This window comes from Pelagerythrobacter marensis (genome assembly GCF_001028625.1).
Classification (GTDB): Bacteria; Pseudomonadota; Alphaproteobacteria; order Sphingomonadales; family Sphingomonadaceae; genus Pelagerythrobacter; species Pelagerythrobacter marensis.
Map to the genome: position 1 here is coordinate 411,997 of NZ_CP011805.1, position 23,273 is coordinate 435,269.

Genomic DNA, 23,273 nt, shown 5'->3' on the forward strand with positions numbered 1-23,273 from the left:
TTGCCTGTTGCCGCCTTATGTCGCCGGGGCAAAGGGCGCGTCGCCCGCTTCGGCATAAAATTCCAGCCGGCGCGCAAAATCCATCGGGTCCTTGCGTGTGACCAAGGCATCATCCGGGGTGTGAAGCCAGTCGAACGCACGCGTGGCGGCGAATCGCATTGCGGCGCCGCGCGCCAGCAAGGGCAGGGCCGCGCGTTCCGCAGGTGAAAGCGGCCGCGCGCTTTCGTATCCTGCGATCAGGGCGCTGCCCACATCCTGGCGATAGTGCGCACCGGAAGCATCGAAGGACCAGGCTGCGTGAGTGACGGCCACATCGTAGGCGGCAAAATCGTTGCAGGCGAAATAGAAATCGATCAATCCGCCCACCCGGTCGCCCAGCATCAGGACATTGTCGGGAAACAGGTCGGCGTGAATCACGGTTCGAGGCAAATCTTCCGGCCAATGTTCCAGCAAGTCGGGCATATGCCGGTCGATCAGGCCCGAAAGGCGCGGATCGATGCTGGTGAGGTCCTGACCGCAACGGCCGAACAGATCCCGCCAGTCACGCGGCCGCAAATCGTTGCTGCGCGAACCCGGGTAATCGGCCGATGCGTGATGCAGTTCCGCCAGTGCGGCACCAACGGCATGGGCCTGTCCCGGCGTTGGCCGGTCGACCGATACGCCGGGAAGGAACTCGATCAGCGCGATGGCCTTGCCATCATAGTCCCGCCAGCCGCGCCCCTCGCGATCATGGATCGTTCGTGGGACCGGGCACCCCGCGGCGGAAAGATGGTCGAGAAGCCCGAGGAAGAAGGGCAGATCGTCCAGCTCGATCCGCCGTTCGTACATCGTCAGGATATAGCGCGCGCGATCTGTTTCGATCAGCCAGTTGCTGTTGGAAACACCTTCAGCGATACCTTTGGCGGAAACGAGCGTACCGACATCGTAATGGGAGATGAGATCGGCGAGATCTTCGGCACCCAGGTGTGTGTAAACCGCCATCGAAGGCTCAGTCCGCCAGTTGCCGTGGCAGTTTGAACACCATCTTCTCTTCGGCGGTAACCTGCGTGTGTTCTTCCACACTGCGCCATTGGGCAAGTTGGTCCACGACTTCGCGAACGAGCGTTTCCGGTGCTGAGGCACCTGCCGTCAGGCCGACCGTGCCCACGCCATCCAGCCATTCGGGCCGAATGTCGCTGGCGCGCTGGATCAGCTTCGCATCGGTGCCGCATCGCTCGGCCACTTCGACGAGCCGGAGCGAGTTCGACGAATTGGGCGCCCCGATCACCAGCACCAGATCGCTGCTCGGCGCTATGGCCTTGACGGAGGCCTGACGGTTGGAGGTGGCGTAGCAGATGTCTTCCGCCCGGGGGCCAACGATGCTCGGATAGCGATCCTTGAGCGCGGCGACGATGCTGCGCGTATCCTCGACCGAAAGAGTGGTCTGCGTCAGATAGGCCAGCGGTTCGTCCTGCGAGAAGCCCAGGGTCTCCACGTCGTCCAGCGTTTCAACCAACGTCATCGTGCCTGCGGGGACCTGCCCCATCGTGCCGATGACTTCCGGATGCCCCTTGTGCCCGATGAAGACGATATGCCGGCCCGCCTCGATCTGGCGTTCGGCCTGGCGGTGGACTTTGCTGACCAGCGGGCAGGTCGCGTCCAGATAATCGAGCCCGCGCCGTTCGGCTTCCGCCGGCACGGCCTTGGGCACGCCGTGCGCGCTGAACACCACCGGCGCGCCATCGGGCACTGCGTCCAGTTCTTCCACGAACACCGCGCCTTTGGCCTTCAGACTGTCGACGACATAGCGGTTGTGAACGATCTCGTGCCGCACATAGACGGGCGGGCCATAGCGATCGAGGGCGCGTTCCACGATCTCGATCGCCCGGTCCACGCCGGCGCAAAATCCGCGTGGCGCGGCGATCAGCAGGGTCAGCGCAGGGCGCTGGTCCGCGTGTGCGGGTGGCTGCAATGGGGCATTCATGTCCGCGCCTCTAGCGCTTTGCCGCTCGCGCCGCTAGGGCGGCCTCAATGGAATTCGAAGGAAGCCTTGCATGATCCCGAGCCGCCGCGCCCTTGCCCCCGTCGCTCTTGCCGCAGCACTGGCGGCCTGTGCGGGGGAGGGTGATCTCGTCATCGACCAGGGGGTGGGTATCACCGCCGTCCGCACGCCGTGCCCCGCAGTCGGCGTTCCCGACTATACCGGCGACATCACCACTTTCCGTGCACCGGGCAGCCGCGCGGCCACCGATGTCGATGTCACCGCCTCCATCACGAATCTTCGTTCGAGCTGCAACGAGCAGGGGGCGGAGCGGATTTATGCCGAGGCGACGTTCGACGTTCTCGCCCGGCGTAGCGACACGCGCGAGGCACGCCGGGTCGAACTGCCCTATTTCGCAACGGTTCTGCGCGGCGGTTCTGCGGTCCAGTCGAAGCGGCTGGGCACCGTGGTGATAGATTTCGCCGCGGGGCAGGAACGCGCGCAGGGGCGCGGCGTGGCCGGCGCTTTCGTCGATCGCGGCGCGGCGACATTGCCCGAGGATATTCGCGAACGGATCACCCGTCGCCGCCGGGCAGGCGATCCCGATGCCGCGCTCGATCCTCTGGCGAACCCGGAAGTGCGTGCCGCGCTGAATCGCGCCACGTTCGAATTGCTCGTCGGCTTCCAGCTTACAGAGGAACAGCTGGCGTATAACGCCACTCGCTGAACCCGGCGCGGCCTGCGACAGGGGCGGCGTATGCTTGCGCTTTGTCCCATTTCGTCTAACCGCCCCGGCCATGTCCGATAGAAAGACCCTCCACGCTGCATTCGCGGCGAAAGTTGATGCCGTGCTCGCCGCGCTCGAGGCCGAAGGCGCGTTGCCGGCCGGTATCTCTCGCGCAAATGTCGCCGTCGAACCTCCCCGTGATGCCAGCCATGGCGATCTGGCCACGAACGCAGCAATGGTCCTGGCGAAACATGCCGCGACCAACCCCCGCGCTCTGGCGGAAAAGATCGTCGAACATCTGCAGCGCGATGCGGAGATCGAAAGCGCGGAAATTGCCGGTCCGGGCTTTATCAACATGCGGCTGGACGATGCCGCATGGCGCCGCGAACTGGGCGCAATCGCGCAGCTCGGCAGCGATTATGGCCGTTCGACCCTGGGGCAGGGGCAGCGGGTCAACATCGAATACGTCTCTGCCAATCCGACCGGCCCGATGCACATGGGGCATTGCCGCGGCGCAGTGGTGGGCGACGCACTCGCCGCTCTGCTGGAGTTTGCCGGCCATGCGGTGACGCGGGAATACTACGTCAACGACGCTGGCGGCCAGGTCGACGTTCTCGCCCGTTCGGTGCACTTGCGGTATCGTGAGGCGTTGGGCGAGGATATCGGAACCATCCCCGAGGGGCTCTATCCCGGCGATTACCTGAAGCCTGTGGGCGAAGCGCTCGCCACCGAATTCGGCGACACCTATCGCGATCAGCCAGAAGCGGAATGGCTCGCCCTGTTCCGCGAACGTGCCGTCGCAGCAATGATGGGTTTGATCCGCGAGGATCTGGCGTTGCTGGGCATCCATCACGACGTTTTCTCTTCCGAAGCCGAGCTGCAGCGGGCAGGCAAGCCCGAGGCGGCCGAGGCGTGGCTGCGCCAGCACGATCTGGTGTACGATGGCCTGCTGGAGGCGCCCAAAGGCAAGACGCTGGAGGATTGGGAAGCGGTCGAGCTGCCGCTGTTCCGTTCGACCCGGTTCGGCGACGATCAGGACCGGCCCATTCGCAAGAGCGACGGCAAATGGACCTATTTCGGGGCCGACCTCGCCTATCATATGCAGAAGGCGGAAACCGCCGATGCGCTGATCGACATCTGGGGTGCCGATCACGCCGGCACGGTCAAACGGATCAAGGCTGCCGTCGCCGCCCTGAGCGAAGACCAGAGCGAGGAAGGCGGCCAGCCAATCCCGTTCGATGTGAAGCTGGTCCAGATGGTTCAGCTGCTGCGCGGCGGCCAACCGGTCAAGATGTCGAAACGCAGCGGAACTTTCGTCACCCTGGCGGATGTCGTGCGCGAAGTGGGCAAGGACGTGGTCCGCTTCACCATGCTGACGCGCAAGCCCGAAGCGCAGATGGATTTCGATTTCGCCAAAGTGGTGGAAGCGTCGAAGGACAATCCCGTTTTCTACGTGCAGTACGCCCATGCGCGAATCAGCTCGACCCTGCGCAAGGGTGCAGCGGAGAATATCGAGCCGTCGGCCGCCGCAGTCGAACGCCTGGGCAGTGAAGAGCTGTCGCTGATCAAGCAGGCCGCGCAATTCCCACGTGTGGTGGAAGCGGCTGCGCAGGCGCGCGAAGCGCATAGGATCGCCTTCTTCCTCTACGACCTTGCGGCGGCATTCCATGCCTACTGGAACCTGGGGAACGACGATCCGTCAAAACGCTTCATCGTGGCACAGGACGCCGAACTGACTGCCGCGAGGCTTTTCCTGGCCGCGCAGATCGGGCAGGTAGTGCGCAATGGCCTTGCCCTGCTTGGGGTGGAGGCTGTGGAGGAGATGTGATCATGGCGGGCCGCGACGGGGATTACGAAGGCGACGAGCCTGTAAACGAAGAGTGGGCGGAAGCCGACGACAACGGTCGTCTCGAACTCGACGAAGACGAGCGCTTGCCCTGGCTCGAATCCGCCGATTACGAGGATGAGGAGCCGGGCGTCGATACCGGTCGCATCGTCGGTTTCGTCCTGATCGCCCTGCTGGCCCTGGCGGCGGTGCTGGGCGGGGGCTGGTATCTGCTCAATCGCGATGCAGGCGGAGACGTCGTCGCCGATGGCAGCACGATCGAAGCTCCGCAGGAGCCTTACAAGGAAAAGCCTGACGAACCCGGCGGCCGCATTGCCGAAGGGACCGGTGATGTCGCACCTGCGACTGGCGAAGGTGAAACGCGCGAAGCAAGGCTGGCCGCGGACAATGCATCGCAATCCTCCGCGCAATCTTCTGCCGGCGATACCGATGACGGTGCCGATGCGGACAGCGCCTCATCAGGTGTCGGGGTGCAAGTCGGGGCGTTCTCCAGCCGGGAAACCGCGCAGCGCGGTTGGGCCACGCTGACCCGGCAGACCGATGCCCTCAATGGAGTGCGCCATCGCGTTGTCGAAGGGCAGGCGGATATCGGAAAGGTCTATCGTCTTCAGGCGATAGCCGGCGATCTCGGTTCGGCGCGTCAACTGTGCGACCGATTGCAGGCTGACGGAGTGGCCTGCCAGGTCAAACCCTGATCTGATCCCCGCGCCATCGTGCAATCGGGAATGCGGCGGCGTTTTGCACATCGGTGCCGCGTGTCCCGCTTGCGATAAACGGCGATAGCTGCGATTTCCCACGCATGACGCCTGCCATTTTCGGACTGTCCGGCACTTCCCTGGCTGCGGAGGAGCGGGACTTCTTCCGCGACGCCGATCCGGCGGGTTATATCCTGTTCGGGCGAAATTGCGATACGCGCGATCAGCTGCGCGCGCTGACCGACAGCCTGCGCGAATTGCACGGCCGGGAATGGCTGTTCATCTGCATCGATCAGGAAGGGGGAAGGGTTGCCCGCCTGCGGCCCCCGGAATGGGGCGATTATCCGCCGGGCGAAGCGTTCGACCGGCTCTATCGTATCGCTCCCGCTAGCGCGATAGAGGCCGCCCGGGCCAATGCGGAGGCAATGGCGCTCGAACTGTCCGCAATGGGTATCACCGTGGATTGTCATCCGCCGCTGGATGTACGGCAGGAAGGTGCGCACGATGTGATTGGCGACCGGGCCCTGGGGCGCGAGCCGATGCAGGTCGCGGCGATCGGTCGCGCGATCCTGGACGGGCTCGCGCGGGGCGGAGTAGCCGGGTGCATAAAGCACATGCCGGGACACGGTCGGTCGAGCACCGACACGCACAAGGAACTGCCCACCGTCACCGCCAGTGCGGCCGAACTGGAAACCGACCTTGCGCCGTTCCGCGCGTTGGCCGGTGCGCCGGTGGGTATGACCGGGCATCTGCTGTTCACCGCCTGGGATGGCGAAAATCCAGCCACGCTTTCCCCGACCGTGATCCGCGAAGTGATCCGCAAGCAGATCGGTTTCGAGGGGCTGTTGCTGACCGACGATATCGACATGGAAGCACTGGCAGGATCGGTGCCGGAACGTGCCGACCGGGCCATCGCCGCGGGCTGCGACGTAGTGCTGAACTGCTGGGCGAAAATGGATGACATGGTGGCGATTGCCAGTCGCCTGCCGGAACTGGGCGATCCCGGGCACGAACGGCTTGCCCGGGCGCTCGAAGGAACAGCGGTCCGCGATGATCATCCCGGCGAGCGGGACGCGCTTCTCGCCAGGCGCGATGCTCTGCTTGCACAGACGGAACAGACTGCATGACGCAGGAGGGTGGAACCCTGGCCGCTCCGCCCTCCGATGCGGAAAACAGAGGCTGGGAGGCACCCGGAACGCGCGAGGACGAGGAGACTGCTCTTTATCTCGAGCTTGATGGGTGGGAGGGGCCACTCGATCTCCTGCTCGATCTGGCGCGCAGGCAGAAGGTCGATCTGCGTTCGATTTCGATCCTGTCGCTGGTGGATCAGTATCTCGACTATATCGATCAGGCGGAGGCGTTGCGGCTGGAACTGGCGGCCGATTATCTCGTGATGGCCGCCTGGCTCGCCTATCTGAAATCGGCGCTGCTGCTACCGCGTGAGGAGCAGGAAGATCCCAGCCCCGAGGAGCTGGCCTTGCGCTTGCAGTTGCGTCTGCAACGGCTCGGCGCGATGCGTGAGGCGGCGGCGCGGCTGATGGCGCGCGACCGGATTGGGCGCGACGTGTTTCTGCGCAGCCGCCCCGAAGGGCTGCGGATCGATCGGACGACGCGCTGGACTTGCGACTGGTTTTCGCTCGTCCAGGCTTATGGCCGGGTGAAGGCACGCACTGCGCCTGCCATCCACATGGTTCGCGAACGGCCGGTAATGACGCTCGAATCGGCGCTCGATCGGGTTTCCGCCATGCTGGGCGTAACGCTCGACTGGATGGACTTGCGCGATTTTCTGCCCCCTCATGCCGAACCGCGTCTCAGACGTTCGGCACTGGCGTCCAGCTTCGTCGCCGCATTGGAACTTGCGCGACTGGGCAAGGCAGAGATCGATCAGCAGGCGACGTTCGGTCCGCTGCGATTGCGCAGAGCGCCGTCATGACCGCTGCGCCGGACGATCTCCAGCGCGCAGTGGAAGCGACATTGTTCGCAGCGGAAGAACCCATGACGGTTGATGCGCTGGCCGGTCATCTGGGGGACGCCGATCCCGCTGAAATCCGGGCAGCTTTGCGTGCGCTGGCCGGGCACTACGCCGGTCGGGGCATCGAACTGGTCGAACGCGGGCGACGCTGGCATTTTCAGACCGCGCCCGATCTGGCGCACCTGTTGCGGCGAGAGCGCGAACAGGTTCGCCGCCTGAGCCGCGCGGCGACCGAGGTTCTGGCGATCGTCGCGTATCACGAGCCGGTCAGCCGTGCCGAAATCGAATCGATTCGCGGGGTGCAAACATCCTCCGGCACGCTCGACGTACTCATGGAGGCAGGGTGGGTGCGGGTCGCGGGACGGCGCGAGGTGCCGGGCCGGCCTGTGATCTACGCGACCACGCCCGATTTTCTGCAGCATTTCGGCCTTGAATCGCGACGCGACCTGCCGGGGATCGACGAACTGCGGGCTGCGGGGTTGCTCGACCCGGTGGACGAGGCTTACGATGCCCTGGTTGCGACCGACGAAGAGGGGGACGACACCGGCGTTTCGCCCCCGCACACGCCGGAAGGCTGAAACGGTGCGGTTCGCCGCTGGCGCAAGGCGGGGCGAACGCCTATATCGGCGCCAACGCAATCGGAAAGGTCCCCCATGTCGCTCGGCCCCTGGCAGCTCATCATCATCGCCCTTGTGATTCTCGTCCTGTTCGGGCGGGGGCGCATTTCGGAGATGATGGGAGATTTCGGCAAAGGTATCAAAAGCTTCAAGCAGGGCATGAACGAGGAAGAGGGGCAGGCGGCAAAGCCAGCGCCGCGGATCGAGGGCCCTTCGCACGAAGCCAAGCCGGCGTCTGACGCCGCATCCGAAGCCAAGCCGGCGGAAACGCGCGACAACGCCAAGTGACACGGCCGAAGCGCGCCGTCTGAGATTCCATGTTCGATATCGGCGCAACCGAACTTCTCGTGATAGCGATCGTGGCGATCATCGTGATCGGCCCGAAAGACATGCCGCTCGCGCTGCGCACCGCAGGTCGCTGGATCGGCAAGATTCGCCGCGTATCGGCGCATTTCCGCACGGGAATCGACGCAATGGTGCGCGAGGCGGAAATGGAAGACATGGAGATGCAGTGGCGCGACCAGAACGCGCGCATCATGGCCCAGCATCCGCAACAGGAAATGCAGCCGCTGGAGGAAGGGGCCGCGTCGGCAGAGTCGCGATCCGAGCCTGGCGATGCATCCGAAGACAGTCTGAAATCGGACACGAACGACGATCAGCCCGGCCTTCCGCTCGGCAAACCTCCGGCAGGATAGAGGCGCAATGGCGTTGAATTTGCGCGATCTTGACGACACGCAGGCCCCTCTGCTCGATCATCTGATCGAACTGCGGACCCGCCTGGTGCGCTGTGTCGCGGCGCTGGGGGTGGCCTTCGCGGTTTGCCTTTACTTCGCGGATGACATCTTCGGCTTTCTCGTTCGCCCGCTGACTGCGGCGTTTCCTGACGGCCAGGGCCGGTTGATCTACACCCAGCTTTACGAGGCATTTTTCGTGGAGCTGAAAGTGGCCTTGTTCGCGGCGTTCTTCATCAGCTTCCCGATAATTGCCAACCAGTTGTGGGCCTTCGTTGCGCCAGGTCTTTATGCGCGTGAAAAGCGCGCGTTTCTGCCGTTCCTGATCGCGACCCCGGTGCTGTTCGTGATCGGTGCCGCGCTCGCATACTATGTCGTCATGCCCACGGCTTTCCGCTGGTTTCTCGGTTTCGAGGGGAGAGTAGGGGGCCTCGATATCGAGGCGTTGCCCGGCACTGGCAACTACCTTTCGCTCGTCATGCAGTTTATCCTAGCGTTCGGAATCAGCTTTCTGCTGCCCGTCCTGCTCCTGCTCTTGAACCGCGCCGGTATTGTTAGCCGGGCGCAGCTTGCATCGGCGCGTCGCTACGTCGTCGTCCTCGTCGTCGCGGTTTCAGCGGTCGTGACGCCGCCCGACCCGGGGTCGCAGCTGATTTTGGCGATCCCGCTGCTCCTGCTGTTCGAAGGGTCGCTGGCGCTCATGCGTATCACCGAGCGGCAACGATCTGTCGAGAGCGAGGAAGAGCCGGACAGCGCCGGGCAGGAAACCTGATCGGCGGGTGCTGGCTGGCCGGTTGAGAGCTGTCCGGGCGGTTTCGTGATCACAGGGTTGTGACGCGGTCGGTCGCGAACCGGCGCCTATCCCGATGGGAATGGTCAGGGAGCGCCTGCTGACCGGATCAGCCTGATGTGTATCTCCCTCAGCGACCGAGAGGCAGCGCGGGGATGAGGGGGCTGGAACTCGCGCGAGCCAGCATTTCCGATGGGCACAAAAAAACGGGGCCAAAAGGCCCCGTTTTCTTAAACTGTCGTCTGATTCGTTCGAATCAGGCGCTGACGGGATCGTCGTCGCCGTCGACCGCGATCACGATGCCCGCGATAACCGCAGCAGCGGCCAGGATGGCGAGGATGATGCCCGAGCCATCGCCGTCGCCGCCGAGTTCGCTTTCGCTGGCGACCGGAGCCGACGCACGATCAGCGACCGGAGCCGTCTGCGCGAGGGCCGGCGATGCGGCCAGGGACAGAGCTGCCGTTGCGGCAAGAACGTTGCGGAATTTCATCAATACGTCTCCTGAGCACTTCAATCGTTTCGAAACTCGTGGCCTCTCGTAGGGCAGCCCAATTCGAGTGACAACCCAAAATTCCCGGCAATATTCAATAACCGGGGTACTGTGGCTTAAAAGTCTCGCCACGCACCGTGCGTTGCCGGAAGAAGGTTAACAAGCGCTAATCGCATTCCTATTCGCACCGAATCGGACCAACCTGGAAACCGCCGGATACTAATCGTTGCCGGAAGGCATATCGCGCTGGACGAATCGCTGGCCGCCGACCCAGGTTTCGATGACTTTCGTGCCGCGCAGATCCTCCGGCGTGGACAACAGGGGATCGCGGTCGATTATCACGAAATCAGCGCGCTCGCCTTCAACCAGACGCCCGAAGCGCCCCTCAGCAAATCCGGCATGGGCGCCGCTGCTGGTGAATGCGGCCAGCGCCCGTTCGCGGCTGACCGCCTCTGCCGGGCGCCAGCCGCCGAACGGCTGCCCCTGCGCATCGCGCCTTGTAAACGCCGCGGCGAGCCCTGCGAACGGATCGGGCGATTCGACCGGCGCGTCCGACCCAAAGACCAGGGGCGCGCCGGCCTCGGCGATTGAACGCCATGCATAGGCGCCTTCCAGTCTTGCCGGGCCGAGACGCTGTTCGGCCATCTGTCTGTCGGAGGTCTGATGCACCGGCTGCATCGATGCGATCACGCCATGCCGGGCGAATCGGGAAATATCGGCGGGATCGACAACTTGTCCGTGTTCGATTCGCCAGCGTCGGTCGCCGGGGTAGGTGGGGGCCAGTTCCTCGATCGCGCCGAGGACTTCGGCATTGGCCGCATCCCCGATCGCGTGCACGGCCACCTGAAACTTGTCGAGTGCGGCGCGGCTCATCAGATTGCGAAGCTGCGATCCGGTAAGCAGCGGCAAGCCGGTATTCCCCGGATCGTCGGCGTAGGATTGCTTGAGCCAGGCGCCCCGCGAACCCAGCGCACCATCCAGATAGAGCTTGACCCCGTTGAGACGCAGCTTGTCGTCGTAGAGCCAGGGCGTGGGCCCCGGGCCGCCGATCAATTCCATTGCGCCCGTGCCGGCGGCGTAAGCCATGATCCGAATCTTCAGCCAGCCTGCGTCGCCGGCGCGGCGATAGGATTGCCAGTCTTCGATCGTGGTCCCCATGTCGGCCACGGCTGTGATGCCGTTGCGCAGCAGGATTTCCTGCGCTTTCTGGAATGCCAGATCGCGATCTTCGGGGCGCAGGGCCGGCAGGTGGGATGCAATCAGTTCGCTTGCCGCGTCGATGAACACACCGGAGGGTTGGCGTGTGCCCGCAGCCCGGACGATTCGTCCGCCGCTGGGATCGGGCGTTGCCTCGTCGACGTTGCCCAGTCGCATTGCGGCACTATTGGCCCAACCGGCGTGCCCATCCACCCGTTCCAGCCAGACCGGCCGGTCGGCCACAACGGCATCCAGCTCGGCTGCGGTTGGAAAGCGGCCAAGTCCCCACTTCTCCTGATTCCACCCGCGCCCGACGATCCACCGTCGTTCAGGGTTCGCCGCGGCATATTCTGCGATCTTCGCCTGCGCCTCTTCCAGCGAAGCGGTGTCCGACAGGTCCAGCGTCAATGCAGCAAGCCCGATGCCCATGACGTGGAGGTGCGAATCGATGATCCCGGGAATGACGAAGCGTCCTTCCCCATCCACCTGAAAATCAATCTCGCGGGGGCGCTTGTCGCGCCGGTCCAGCACATCCTTGATTTGGCCGTCGTCGTCGATCACCAGCCCGGTGAACGTTTCGATATCGCCGTCCGCATCGATCGTGATGCCCTGAATGTTATCGACCAGCGTGTCCGCGCGGGCCGGTGCGCCGCCGCAGCACAGGGCGATCAGCAACATGGGGAAGGCAAGGCGGATCATCGTCTCTCCTGTAATGAACCCCGCCGGGCGACCCGCCGGTTCGCCCGGCAATTACGACAAGTGGCCGTCGTTGCAAATGCCTGGGCCGTGCGAAGATCGGCCTCACGCACGAGGCGTGTTTCCTGGCCGGGTCTTTTGCCCTAGGGCGCTTGACCCATGAGCCAGAAGAACGCCGTTTCCGTTGCGGAATATTCCGCCGACAGCCTCACCATCGATGACATTCGCGCGGCTGCCGCGCGAATTGCGGGTGCTGTGGTGCGCACACCGACGATGTACAGCAAAACGCTGTCGGAAATCACCGGCGCGGAGATCTGGCTCAAGTTCGAAAATCTTCAGTTCACCGCCGCCTATAAAGAACGCGGCGCTCTCAACGCGCTCCTGCTGCTGACCCCGGAACAGCGCGAACGCGGGGTCATCGCGGCTTCGGCGGGCAACCATTCGCAGGGGCTGAGCCATCACGGAACGCGCCTGGGTGTCCCGGTAACGATCGTTATGCCGCGTCCGACACCGACGGTGAAAGTCATGCAGACCGAAAGCGTAGGCGGCAACGTCGTGCTGGAGGGGGAAACGTTCGACGAGGCTTACGCCCACGCACGCAAGCTGGAAAAGGAAATGGGCCTGACCTTCGTCCATCCTTTCGACGATCCCGATGTGGCGGCCGGTGCCGGTACGGTAGCGCTGGAGATGCTCGAGGACGCTCCCGAGATCGATTGCCTCGTCACCCCGATCGGCGGCGGCGGCTTGATCTCAGGGATGGCGACGGCGGCGCGCGCGCTCCGCCCCGGCATCGATGTGGTCGGTGTGCAGGCCGCCCTGTTCCCCTCGATGTATGCCCGCGTGAAAGGCGAGGACCGCGATTGCGGGGGCGATACCCTGGCCGAAGGCATCGCCGTCAAGGCGCCCGGGGCCTTCACCTCCAAGGTGATTGCGGAGCGGGTGGACGACATCATGCTGGTGAGCGAGGAATCGCTGGAAAAGGCGGTGTCGCTCCTCCTCCAGATCGAAAAAACCGTCGTCGAAGGGGCCGGCTCGGCAGGCCTTGCCGCGGTGCTCGAGCATGGCGAGCGCTTTGCCGGGCGCAAGATCGGCCTGGTGCTGTGCGGCGGCAATATCGACACCCGGCTGCTCGCCAACGTGCTGCTGCGCGACCTCGCCCGTTCGGGACGGCTCGCGCGGCTTCGCATCACCCTGCAGGATCGGCCGGGCGCGCTCTATCGTGTCATGCGCGAGTTTGAAGCGCACAATGTGAACATCATTGAAATCTATCACCAGCGGATATTCACCAGCCTCCCTGCCAAGGGGCTGATCACCGACATCGAATGCGAGGCGCGCGACCGCGAACAGATCGATGCGCTGGTGGAATCGCTGCGCGGGCAGGGATATTCGGTCAATCAGGTGGAACTGGCCTGAGGCCTGTAGTCTCTGATTGTCGCCAATCGCCCGGTTGCGCGCCCGTGTCCGGCGATTCACCAATTTTCAATTGTGCAAAATAACGTCTCGCTAACCATGTTATATGGTTAAGGGACTTTTACCGCCGCCGGCTTGCGGGCATAGTCGGCGCCAGTTCGCAATACGCCGCAGCAGCCGAGAGAGGTAAACGCCAAGCCGTGACGGCCCCCGTACGTTTCCCCCGCTTTTTCGTGACGAGTCCTGCGCCGTGCCCTTATCTACCCGGCCGCAACGAGCGCAAGGTGTTCACCGAGCTGAAGGGCGCGAACGCCGATGAGCTGAACGAGGCGCTGGGGCGGATCGGGTTCCGTCGCAGCCAGACGGTCGCCTATCGGCCGAGCTGCCTCGACTGTCAGGCGTGCGTATCGGTTCGGGTGGTGGCGGACGAGTTCGCGCCGTCATCCTCCCAGAAGCGGATCATGCGGCGAAACCGGGATCTGGAGGTTACCGAATGTCGCCCCTGGGCGACGGATGAGCAGTTCGATCTGCTGCAGCGCTATCTCGGCGTGCGCCATCCCGGCGGCGGTATGGCGTCGATGGACGAACTCGATTTCGCAGATATGGTGGAACACACTCCCGTAACCAGCTATGTGGTTGAATATCGGGAACCCTCTGACGGTTCGGGGCCGGGTCGCCTCGTCGGAGTGTGCCTGACCGATCGCCAGGGTGACGGGCTGTCGATGATCTACAGTTTCTATGACCCGGAGCATGAGGCGCGGTCTGGACTTGGTACCTACATCATTCTCGATCACATTCGCCGAGCTGCCGAAGAAGGCCTGCCCTATGTCTACCTCGGGTACTGGGTCGAAGGGTCGCAAAGCATGCAGTACAAGATCCGCTTTCGGCCCCTGGAGCGGCTGGGCGCGGAAGGATGGCGACGTCTTGAGCGCGAGGAGCAAAGCGCCCTCATCGCCGCCGCAGTTGGCCCGCGAAGCGATACCCGCAGCGAGGCACGCCCTGCGAAGGATGGCACCGCCAGTCAGTACCGCCTGGCCGAGTAGGCTGGCCGCAGCGCTGGCGGCGCTGGGCCTGGCCACCGCCCCGCAGGCGCTGCTGGCGCAGGACCGTCAGGCTCCCGCAACGCTGGAAGACCTTATCCCTGACGCCGCCGTTGACGATCCGGAAGGCTGGGCGGAAGACGGGGTGGAGCCGGAAGCGCGCGCCGCTTTCGAACAGTTGCCCGCCATCGATCCCGGTGATCCGCTGGTCGACGATCCGGCGATTCAGGTCGCCTGGCCTGACGAAACGCCGATTCCCGTTCCCGAACCGCTTTCGGCCGAAGACGATATCGAATTTGCAGAGATCGATCGCGAGTTCTTCCGCGGTGCCCCGGAAATGGAGGTTGTCACCCTGGGCCCTGAACTGGCGCTGGGCTTTCCGATCGAGGAAGAAGCTTTCCCGCTCCGCGCCGAATTCGCAAAGCGGTTCGAGGCGCTGTCGACGGTTGAGGAACTGCAGGACGACGACAATGACGACAATATTGCCCAGCTGGCAGCGCGCGCACGCGCCGATGAAGAGCTGCTGGCGCAGCTGCTGCGGGTGTATGGCTATTACGACGCGCAGATAATCCGAACGGTGGGCGCGACACGCCAGCGTGACGACGCTGGAGAGAACCAGGCGAACGTGCGGTTCGATATCGTGCCGGGCGAACGCTATTCGTTCGGCGCGATCGATCTGGGGCAGCTGAGGCAGGCGCCGGACGGTCCGGCCTTGCGCTCCGCCTTCGGCATCGAAACGGGCGATCCGCTGTCCAGCGATGCAATCGTGCGGGAACAATTCGACCTGGATCGGGCGCTGGGCGAAACAGGATACCCCTTCGCCGAAATCGACGAACCGCAATTGCTGGTCGATCACGAGCGGACTGAAGGCGACCTGACAATGCCGGTCCGCCCCAATGGCAAATATGCGTTCGGGGAAGTGGTCAGCGGTTCGCCCGATTTCCTTTCCGGCAGCCATCTGGAAACGATCGCCCGTTTTGATCGCGGGGACGTTTATCAGCGCAGCCTGGAACAGGATCTGCGCCGCGCAATCGTGGCCACAGGCCTGGTATCCTCCGTCACGATCACGAAGCGCGAAGTCTCGCCCCCCGATGCCACCACACCCGGCGAAATTGCGCTGGATGTCGAGATGACCGAAGCCAAGCTGCGCACGATTGCCGGCGCCATCGGCTATGGTTCGGAAGAAGGCTTCCGCATCGAAGCGAGCTGGGAACATCGCAATTTCTTCCCGCCGGAAGGCTCCATCCGCCTGCGCGGCATTGCCGGGACGCAGGAACAGCTTGCCGGTATCACGTTCCGCCGCAACAATTTCGGCGGGCGCGATCGCATTCTCAATGTCGATGCCTATGCGAGCACGATCGACAGCCCGGCGTTCGACGCACGCACGCTGGCGTTTGTCGCCAGCTACGAACGATCGTCCACCCTCCTGTTCCAGAAGCCGATCAGCTGGAGCGTCGGGCTGGAGGCGGTGGCAACGGCCGAGCGCCCACCGTCCAACGACAATTCGCCGCAGCAGGCCCGCCAGACGTATTTCGTCGGCGCCATTCCGCTGTACGTCCAGCTCGACACGACCGACGATTTGCTCGATCCCAAAGAAGGGTTCCGCGTCGCCGGCCGCTTCTCGCCCGAAGTTTCGCGCACCAATGGGGTAGAAAGCTTCTATTTGCGCAGCCAGTTCGACGCCAGCTATTACCGGCAGGTCAGCGACAGCGTCGTTGTTGCGGGCCGCGCGCGCCTTGGCACGATCCAGGGCACGGAAATCGCCAACATCGCCCCTTCGCGCAGGCTCTATGCCGGCGGGGGCGGATCGGTGCGCGGCTACGGCTACCGCGAGATCGGCCCGCATGACGATCTGGGCGATCCCACCGGCGGGCGCTCGCTGGCCGAGGTCGCTCTGGAAGCCCGTATCAGGACCGGCATGTTCGATGGTGCGCTTTCGATCGTTCCGTTCATCGATGCGGGGACGGTCAGCACTGCCACATTGCCCGACTTCGAAACGTTCCGCGTCGGCGCAGGGCTGGGCATTCGCTATCACACCGGGTTTGGCCCGATACGTGTGGATGTCGGCGTGCCGCTCAATCCCGGCCCCGATCATAACCCGGTCGCAGTATATGTGTCGCTGGGGCAGGCGTTCTGATGGCGGGAGAGGACACAGTCGAAAGCGCCGGGCCCGACGAAGCGGTGGGCCAGGATGCCAGCCCTGCCAGGCGTTCGCGCCTGGGCCGTGCAGCCCGATGGGCGATTGGCATCGTGGTGGGCCTGGTCGCGGTCGTGCTGCTGGCGCTGGCCGCGCTCAATAGCCCGATTGGCAAGCGCTTCATCGTCGATCGTATTGCCGAAGTCGCGCCCGCTTCCGGCCTGCATATCGAGATCGGGAGAATAGAAGGGGACATCTACCGCCGGGCAACCTTGCACGATGTCGTGCTGTCCGACCCGAAGGGGCAGTTCCTGACCGTGCCGGTGACCGAGCTGGACTGGCGTCCGCTGAACTGGTTGTGGAGTGGTCTCGACGTTCGGCAACTGGTCGCTCGTCGCGGGACGCTGTTGCGCACGCCGGAATTGCTGCCCGGCGATCCCGATGCGCCGATGCTGCCCGATTTCGATATTCGGGTGGACCGACTGGAGCTGGAGAATTTCAGGGTCGCGCGCGGTGTCGTCGACGATTCCGAACATCGCGTGGATCTTTCCGCAAAAGCGGACATTCGCGACGGGCACGTCTTCCTGGACGCTGGCGGCCAGTTGGGCCAGCGGGACACAGTTCGCCTGCTGGTCGATGCGGAGCCGGATGGCGATCGTTTCGATCTCGAACTCGATTACCGCGCCCCCCTTGGCGGCGTGATCGCCGGGCTGGCGGGGGCCGATGCCGGCTATCGCGCGCGCATCACCGGCGATGGGACGTGGAGCCAGTGGCGCGGCGCCATGCTGGTGGAGCGTGAGAACGAGCGCTTTGCCGCATTCCGGCTGACCAATCGCGCGGGCCGCTACGGCATCGTCGGCCAGGCGACACCGGCGCCGCTGCTGCAGGGGCCGGTCGCGGACCTCCTGACCGGACCGGTTTCGCTGGCCGCATTCGGGACGCTGCAGGATAGCGTGCTCGACGGCGAACTCGCGCTTCGTGCGCGCGGGATCGTCGGCGATGCGCGAGGGGCCGTCGACCTTGCCGACAATGCCTTCGACGATTTCGCGTTCGACGTACGGGTGGCGGAAGCGACCCCGATGGCCGATACCCGCGTGGAAGGGGCGCGGATCGCTGCGACGCTGGATGGGGCATTCCGCGACCTGTCGATTGGGCACCGGATCGTGCTGGACCGTTTCGTCAGCGGCACCACCGAAGCGCGCGGCCTGGTTCAGGAAGGGACCGCGACGTTTGACGGCGTGCGCTGGACCCTGCCGCTCGATCTGCGTGCGCAACAGCTCATGGTCGGGAACGACCTGATCGATCCGCGTCTGGTGCGCGGCCGCCTTTCGGGCGAGCTCGCCTACAGCGGGACGCGCATCGTGGCGGACGACCTGCGGCTCGTTTTCCCTGATGCCAGCGCGCGCTTTTCCGTCAGGGGGGAGACTCGCACCGGCGCCTATGCACTGGCCGGCCCGGTCGCGCTGCGCGGATTGCGGATAGACAATATCGGGGCAGCCAGCGGCAATGCGAAAGTTCTGTTCAAGATCGCCGATGGCGTGCCGTGGTCGCTGCGCGCGAACTTTGCCGGACGTATCGCCGATGTCAGCAATGCCACGCTGGCCAACCTTGCAGGCCCCACAATCGGCTTCCGCGGCGGAGTGAACATGGGCGGAGCGGGGCCGATCGTGTTCCGCGATCTCACGGTCGATTCGCAGAAGCTGCAGCTCGCGCTCGACGGAGAGGTTCGCGAAGGGACGACGACGGTCGCCGGACAGGGCACGCACACCGAATACGGCCCTTTCACCGTCGAAGCGGGCCTGGATGGGGAAGGGCCGCGCGCTGCACTGGTCTTCGCCGATCCATTCCCGGCAGCGGGTCTGGAGGACGTGCGCGTCGCCATTGCGCCAAGCGAGGATGGGTTCCTGATCGACACGCAAGGCGGCTCCATGCTCGGCGCGTTCGATGGCGAGCTGGAACTGCTCATGCCCGCAGGTGGGCCGACGCGGATAGCGATTGACCGGCTCGATGTCTGGGAAACCCGCGTGCAGGGTGATCTGATGCTGGGCGACGAAGGGGTTTCGGGCAACCTCGCACTCGCAGGTGGTGGGCTTGACGGCACGATAGCACTGGCGCCGCGTGCCGGCGGGCAGGCTTTCGATATCGATATCGACGGGCGCAACGCGCGGTTCGGCGGGGATACCCCCATTGCCATCGGTCGTGCCGATATCGAAGGAACCGGCCTGCTTGCCGATGGCAACACCACGATCGAAGGCAAGATGACCGCGCAGGGCCTGCAGTACGGCACGCTGTTCTTCAGCCGCCTGACTGCCGACGCGCAACTGCGCAATGGGGAAGGGGACGCCAACGTCGCCTTCACCGGTCGGCGCGGCAGCCGGCTGGGGATGCAGATCGACGCGGAATTCGCATCCGAACGGATCGCGGTCGCGGCCCGAGGGTTCTTTGCCGGGCGGCGTATTTCCATGCCGCGCCGTGCCGTTCTCCTCGCGCAGGATACGGGCGGCTGGGCGCTCCAGCCGACACAAGTCGGTTATGGGGACGGGATCGCGATCGCATCGGGGCGCTTCGGCGGCACCGGTCCGACCTCGCTCGAGCTGAAGATGTCGCAGATGCCGCTCTCGCTGGCTGACGCCGTGGTCCAGGATCTGGGCCTTGGCGGTACGATCTCGGGCGTGGTCGACTTCGGCGCCGACGAAAGTGGCCTGCCCACCGGAAGCGCGCGGGTGCAGGTCGACGGGCTGACCCGGTCGGGCATGGTGCTGACCTCGCGCCCGGTCGACTTGTCGCTGGTCGCGCGGCTGGGCGCGGATCAGCTGGAAACGCGTGCCGTGATCGACGAGGGTAACGAACGTCGCGGACGCCTGCAGGGTCGCATTTCCGGCCTGCCGGCTACTGGCGCGCTGTTCGATCGGCTGCGTGCGGGCAGCCTGGCGGCACAGCTTCGCTACGCCGGGCCTGCCGACGCGTTGTGGCGGCTCGCCGCGATCGACACCTTCGATCTGACCGGAGGCCTTTCGGTCGCCGCCAATGTCACCGGCACGCTGGCCGATCCGCAAGTGCGCGGATCGCTGGCGAGCGACAATCTGCGGCTGCGCAGCGGGCTTTCGGGCACGGATGTCACCGAAGTCAGCGCGCGGGGCGATTTTGCGGGTGCGCGCCTGCGCCTGACCCGTTTCGCCGGCAAGACCGCCGGTGGCGGTACGGTATCGGGCAGCGGGACCGTAACCTTGCAGGACCTGGGTGAGCGCGGCCCGCAAATGGATCTTCGCATCGCCGCGCGCAATGCCAGCCTGCTCAATGCCAATGGGCTGACCGCCACTGTCACGGGCCCGCTGCGGATCGTTTCCAACGGTGTCGGGGGCACCATCGCCGGGCGCCTGCTGGTCAATCGTGCGAGCTGGTCGCTGGGCATGATGGACGAAGTGCAGGACATGCCGCAGATCAAGACGCGCGAGATCAACACGCCCGCCGATTTCGGCCCCCGTGCCGCCCCCAGCGCCCCGTGGCGTTATCTGATCGACGCGCGCGCACCGTCGCGCGTGGACGTCGACGGGATGGGCCTGGACAGCGAATGGAGCGCCGACGTTCGCGTGCGCGGAACGACCGACGATCCCCGTATCGGCGGGGAGGCGGAGGTCGTGCGCGGCGAGTACACATTCGCCGGTGCGAGTTTCGAACTGACGCGCGGCCAGATCGAATTCGACGAGACGGGCCCCATCGATCCGCGGCTGGATATCCGGGCGGAGACCGAGCGTGACGGGCTGGATGTGATCGTCCAGGTGCAGGGCAACGCCATGCAGCCGGAAATCAGCTTCTCCTCCTCCCCCGCGCTGCCGGAAGAGGAGATCCTGGCGCGCCTGCTGTTCGGCGGATCGATCACCGACCTTTCGGCCACCGATGCTCTGCAGCTGGGCGCGGCGGTCGCATCGCTGCGCGGCGGGGGCGGGCTCGACCCGATCAACCAGCTCCGCTCCGCCATCGGGCTCGATCGCCTGCGCATCGTTGGCCCGGACCCGGCGCTCGACCGCGGCACGGCCGTGGCGGTGGGCAAGAACTTCGGCCGACGCTTCTATGCGGAAATCATCACCGACGGGCAGGGCTACAGCGCGACCGAGGTGGAATTCCGCGTGACATCGTGGCTGTCACTGCTTGCCAGCGTGTCCACCATCGGCCGCGAGAGCGTGCGCGCAGAAATCAGCCGCGATTACTGATCGGAGCCGATGGGCTTGCCGGCATAGAGGCGCGCTTCGGCCTCGCGGCGGCGGGTAAGGCCGCGCAGCACCCGCCCACCGGCACGGTTCCAGCGCGCGAACTCGCGCAGGGCCGCCGCGTGATCGCCCGCGACATGGCGGCGCGTCAGCGTGGCGCGGGCAATGGCGCCCGTGTTGTAATGGAAACTGACCAGGGCATCGAACTGCCCCTGCGTGGTCGCGGCATCGCCGATTGCGGCCGCGACATCGGCGGCATAGCGTTCCAGATCGTGTTCAAGCCGTGCGTCGCACTGCGCCTGAGTCCACACGGTTCCAGGCCCGATACCCGGCCCGGTTGCGCCCCAGCCGATCGTCCACGGCGCGCCGCCGGTTCCGGGGTCGGGATAAGCCTCCACCAGCCCATCAACCCGCTTCCGCGCGCAGCCTTCGAAACGCTTGATCAGCGCGATCCCGTCGGGCCCGATCGCACGCGGACTGGAGGGGGCAGGGGGGAGACATGGACCGGGTGTTACACTGTCCTGGGGCAAAAAATCCGGCGCCGTTTCGTGCCGTTCGCCCGCCCGTTCACCCGCCCGTTCGATCGCGGCATCAAGCGCGTCGACCTCGCTCTGCCGGAACCCGCGCCCCAGCATCTGCCGGACCGTGTCGAAAATCTTCTTGCGTTGCATCTGACCACCTCGCCTTATGGGAATCGAGGCGGAACAAGTAGGCAACAAATGGGCGTGTAGGAAAACGGTTTCTGCACCCAACGCCGCATTGAATCCCCGCGCAGGAGGGGGCCTCTGGCTATCGGACGCAGCACCATCGGCCTGAGACCCCCGCCTGCGCGGAGACCGGCTGGACACGAAAAAGGCGCCCGAACCTGGTCCGGGCGCCTTCCTCGGTGATCGGGTGCGCGGATCAGGCGCTGTAATACATGTCGAATTCGGCCGGGCAGGGCGTGGTTTCGACCCGCATGACTTCTTCCCACTTCAGTTCGACATAGGCGTCGATCTGATCCTTGGTGAACACGTCCCCCTTCAACAGGAAATCGTGATCGGCGGAAAGCGCTTCCAGCGCTTCGCGCAGCGAACCGCAAACGGTCGGCACGTCGGCCAGTTCGGCCGGCGGCAGATCGTACAGGTTCTTGTCCATCGCTTCGCCCGGATGGATCTTGTTCTGGATCCCGTCCAGCCCGGCCATCAGCAGGGCGGCATAGGCGAGATAGGGGTTGGCCATCGCGTCGGGGAAACGGAATTCGACCCGCTTCGCCTTGTCGCCCGCACCATAAGGGATGCGGCAGCTGGCCGAACGGTTGCGCGCCGAATAGGCGAGCAGGACCGGCGCCTCGAAACCCGGAACCAGCCGCTTGTAGCTGTTGGTGGTCGGGTTGGTGAAGGCGTTCAGCGCCTTGGCATGTTTGATCACGCCGCCGATGTAATAGAGGCAATTGTCCGACAGGCCGGCATAACCGTTGCCGGCGAACGTCGGCTTGCCGCCATCCCAGATCGACATGTGGGTGTGCATGCCGCTGCCGTTATCGTCCTTGATCGGCTTGGGCATGAAAGTCGCCGTCTTGCCGTAGGCATGGGCAACCTGATGCACGACGTACTTGTAGATCTGCATGTTGTCGGCAGTTTCGACGAGGGTCGAAAACAGCAGGCCCAGTTCGTGCTGGGCAGCGGCGACTTCATGGTGATGCTTGTCGCACTTCAGCCCCATTTCGATCATCGTGGCGACCATTTCGCCGCGAATGTCGACGGCGCTGTCGACCGGTGCGACGGGGAAATAGCCGCCCTTGGCACGCGGCCGGTGCGCAAGGTTGCCCGCTTCGTATTCCTTGCCCGTGTTGGTCGGCAGTTCAATATCGTCGATCGCGTAGCCCGAACCGGCATAGCCGTCTTCGAAACGGACATCGTCGAACATGAAGAATTCGGCTTCGGGGCCGACGAAGATGGTGTCGCCGAGACCGGTGGTCTTCAGATAGTTTTCCGCCCGCTTGGCGGTGGAACGCGGATCGCGCGCGTACCAGTCGCCGGTCGAAGGTTCGACGATGTCGCAGAACAGGATCAGCATCGGCGTGGCGCTGAACGGATCGATGTAAGTGCGTTCAAGATCCGGTTTCAGGATCATGTCGCTTTCGTTGATCGCTTTCCACCCGGCGATGGAAGAGCCGTCGAACATCAGCCCGTCTTCCAGCTCGTCTTCGCCCAGCAGCGCGGCGGTCATGGTCAGATGCTGCCACTTGCCCTTGGGGTCGGTAAAACGCAGATCGACCCACTCGATCTCATGCTCCTCGATCTGTTTGAGGACATCTTTGGCCTTGGACATGTGGTTCCCTCTTGATTGCCCCGAATTCGGGGATTGAACGGGTTTGCGCGCGGTGCGCGCAGTCAGATGGCGTCGTCGTCTTTCTCGCCGGTGCGGATACGCAGCGCCGATTCGACGGTGGAAACGAAGATCTTGCCGTCGCCGATGCGGCCGGTCTGCGCGGCGGCGGCGATCGCTTCCACCACCCGTTCCGCGATCTCGTCGCCCACGATCACTTCCAGCTTAACCTTGGGCAGGAAATCGACGACGTATTCGGCACCGCGATACAGTTCGGTGTGCCCTTTCTGCCGGCCGAAGCCCTTGGCTTCGAGAACGGTGATGCCGGACACGCCGATTTCATGCAGTGCCTCCTTCACCTCGTCGAGCTTGAAGGGCTTGATGATCGCTTCGATCTTTTTCATGTGGCCTTCGATCCCTGCGCAATATGCCGACCCGTGCGGAACG

At 64.7% G+C, this 23,273-nt stretch carries 20 protein-coding genes; 13 read left to right on the forward strand and 7 right to left on the reverse strand.

Annotated features, from left to right (window positions below; all coding sequences use genetic code 11):
- Positions 1-15 precede the first annotated feature (15 nt).
- Together thrB and ispH are read right to left on the reverse strand one after the other, a co-directional pair.
- Entirely contained in the window at positions 16-981 is a 966-nt protein-coding gene (thrB, locus tag AM2010_RS01950) for a homoserine kinase (protein ID WP_047805640.1), read from the reverse strand.
- Between the two features lie 7 nt (positions 982-988).
- Entirely contained in the window at positions 989-1,963 is a 975-nt protein-coding gene (ispH, locus tag AM2010_RS01955; protein WP_047805641.1) for a 4-hydroxy-3-methylbut-2-enyl diphosphate reductase, read from the reverse strand.
- 70 nt (positions 1,964-2,033) lie between these two features.
- Here ispH and AM2010_RS01960 point away from each other — a divergent pair, with 70 nt between their 5' ends.
- The 9 genes from AM2010_RS01960 to tatC all read left to right on the forward strand — a co-directional run bounded on the left by AM2010_RS01960 (position 2,034) and on the right by tatC (position 9,320).
- Positions 2,034-2,687, forward strand: a complete 654-nt coding sequence (locus AM2010_RS01960; RefSeq protein WP_047805642.1) for a hypothetical protein — start codon at positions 2,034-2,036, stop codon at positions 2,685-2,687.
- Between the two features lie 70 nt (positions 2,688-2,757).
- Complete coding sequence (gene argS, locus AM2010_RS01965; RefSeq protein WP_047805643.1) at positions 2,758-4,515, forward strand: arginine--tRNA ligase; 1,758 nt, start codon at positions 2,758-2,760, stop codon at positions 4,513-4,515.
- A 2-nt stretch (positions 4,516-4,517) separates the two neighbouring features.
- Complete coding sequence (locus AM2010_RS01970) at positions 4,518-5,228, forward strand: SPOR domain-containing protein (RefSeq protein WP_047807616.1); 711 nt, start codon at positions 4,518-4,520, stop codon at positions 5,226-5,228.
- A gap of 104 nt (positions 5,229-5,332) precedes the next feature.
- Positions 5,333-6,355, forward strand: coding sequence for a beta-N-acetylhexosaminidase (nagZ, locus tag AM2010_RS01975; protein ID WP_047805644.1), 1,023 nt, complete (start codon positions 5,333-5,335; stop codon positions 6,353-6,355).
- On the forward strand, positions 6,352-7,161 hold the full coding sequence (locus AM2010_RS01980) for a segregation and condensation protein A (RefSeq protein WP_047805645.1): 810 nt from the start codon (positions 6,352-6,354) through the stop codon (positions 7,159-7,161). The genes nagZ and AM2010_RS01980 overlap by 4 nt, the downstream gene beginning before the upstream one ends.
- Complete coding sequence (gene scpB, locus AM2010_RS01985; protein ID WP_047805646.1) at positions 7,158-7,778, forward strand: SMC-Scp complex subunit ScpB; 621 nt, start codon at positions 7,158-7,160, stop codon at positions 7,776-7,778. Before AM2010_RS01980 ends, scpB begins: the two co-directional genes overlap by 4 nt.
- 75 nt (positions 7,779-7,853) lie before the next feature.
- Entirely contained in the window at positions 7,854-8,105 is a 252-nt protein-coding gene (gene tatA / locus AM2010_RS01990; protein WP_047805647.1) for a twin-arginine translocase TatA/TatE family subunit, read from the forward strand.
- 29 nt (positions 8,106-8,134) lie between these two features.
- Positions 8,135-8,512: a Sec-independent protein translocase protein TatB gene (gene tatB, locus AM2010_RS01995; protein ID WP_047805648.1), complete on the forward strand. Its 378-nt coding sequence runs from the start codon at positions 8,135-8,137 to the stop codon at positions 8,510-8,512.
- A 7-nt stretch (positions 8,513-8,519) separates the two neighbouring features.
- Positions 8,520-9,320 carry a twin-arginine translocase subunit TatC gene (gene tatC, locus AM2010_RS02000; protein ID WP_047805649.1) on the forward strand — a complete coding sequence of 267 codons (801 nt, stop codon included), beginning with the start codon at positions 8,520-8,522 and terminating at the stop codon, positions 9,318-9,320.
- Between the two features lie 274 nt (positions 9,321-9,594).
- On the opposite strand, the gene AM2010_RS02005 is transcribed toward tatC, so the two are convergent.
- Together AM2010_RS02005 and AM2010_RS02010 are read right to left on the reverse strand one after the other, a co-directional pair.
- Complete coding sequence (locus AM2010_RS02005; RefSeq protein ID WP_047805650.1) at positions 9,595-9,828, reverse strand: hypothetical protein; 234 nt, start codon at positions 9,826-9,828, stop codon at positions 9,595-9,597.
- Positions 9,829-10,047: 219 nt separating this feature from the next.
- The gene (locus AM2010_RS02010; protein ID WP_047805651.1) at positions 10,048-11,724 is read right to left on the reverse strand and encodes an amidohydrolase; all 1,677 of its coding nucleotides are present in this window, start codon (positions 11,722-11,724) and stop codon (positions 10,048-10,050) included.
- A 156-nt stretch (positions 11,725-11,880) separates the two neighbouring features.
- Here AM2010_RS02010 and AM2010_RS02015 point away from each other — a divergent pair, with 156 nt between their 5' ends.
- From AM2010_RS02015 to AM2010_RS02030, 4 genes are all read left to right on the forward strand, one after another.
- Positions 11,881-13,134 carry a threonine ammonia-lyase gene (locus tag AM2010_RS02015; RefSeq protein WP_047805652.1) on the forward strand — a complete coding sequence of 418 codons (1,254 nt, stop codon included), beginning with the start codon at positions 11,881-11,883 and terminating at the stop codon, positions 13,132-13,134.
- Between the two features lie 197 nt (positions 13,135-13,331).
- Positions 13,332-14,174 (forward strand): arginyltransferase, encoded by an 843-nt coding sequence (locus AM2010_RS02020; RefSeq protein ID WP_047805653.1) that lies wholly within the window; start codon positions 13,332-13,334, stop codon positions 14,172-14,174.
- Positions 14,140-16,308, forward strand: a complete 2,169-nt coding sequence (locus AM2010_RS02025) for an autotransporter assembly complex protein TamA (RefSeq protein WP_082132773.1) — start codon at positions 14,140-14,142, stop codon at positions 16,306-16,308. Before AM2010_RS02020 ends, AM2010_RS02025 begins: the two co-directional genes overlap by 35 nt.
- Positions 16,308-20,519 (forward strand): translocation/assembly module TamB domain-containing protein, encoded by a 4,212-nt coding sequence (locus AM2010_RS02030; protein ID WP_047805654.1) that lies wholly within the window; start codon positions 16,308-16,310, stop codon positions 20,517-20,519. The genes AM2010_RS02025 and AM2010_RS02030 overlap by 1 nt, the downstream gene beginning before the upstream one ends.
- Here AM2010_RS02030 and AM2010_RS02035 read toward each other — a convergent pair.
- From AM2010_RS02035 to AM2010_RS02045, 3 genes are all read right to left on the reverse strand, one after another.
- Positions 20,513-21,187 carry a lysozyme gene (locus AM2010_RS02035; RefSeq protein WP_047805655.1) on the reverse strand — a complete coding sequence of 225 codons (675 nt, stop codon included), beginning with the start codon at positions 21,185-21,187 and terminating at the stop codon, positions 20,513-20,515. The two genes, AM2010_RS02030 and AM2010_RS02035, sit on opposite strands and share 7 nt — an antisense overlap.
- 232 nt (positions 21,188-21,419) lie before the next feature.
- On the reverse strand, positions 21,420-22,829 hold the full coding sequence (glnA, locus tag AM2010_RS02040) for a type I glutamate--ammonia ligase (protein ID WP_047805656.1): 1,410 nt from the start codon (positions 22,827-22,829) through the stop codon (positions 21,420-21,422).
- A gap of 62 nt (positions 22,830-22,891) precedes the next feature.
- Positions 22,892-23,230: a P-II family nitrogen regulator gene (locus tag AM2010_RS02045; RefSeq protein WP_047805657.1), complete on the reverse strand. Its 339-nt coding sequence runs from the start codon at positions 23,228-23,230 to the stop codon at positions 22,892-22,894.
- Positions 23,231-23,273: the final 43 nt, after the last annotated feature.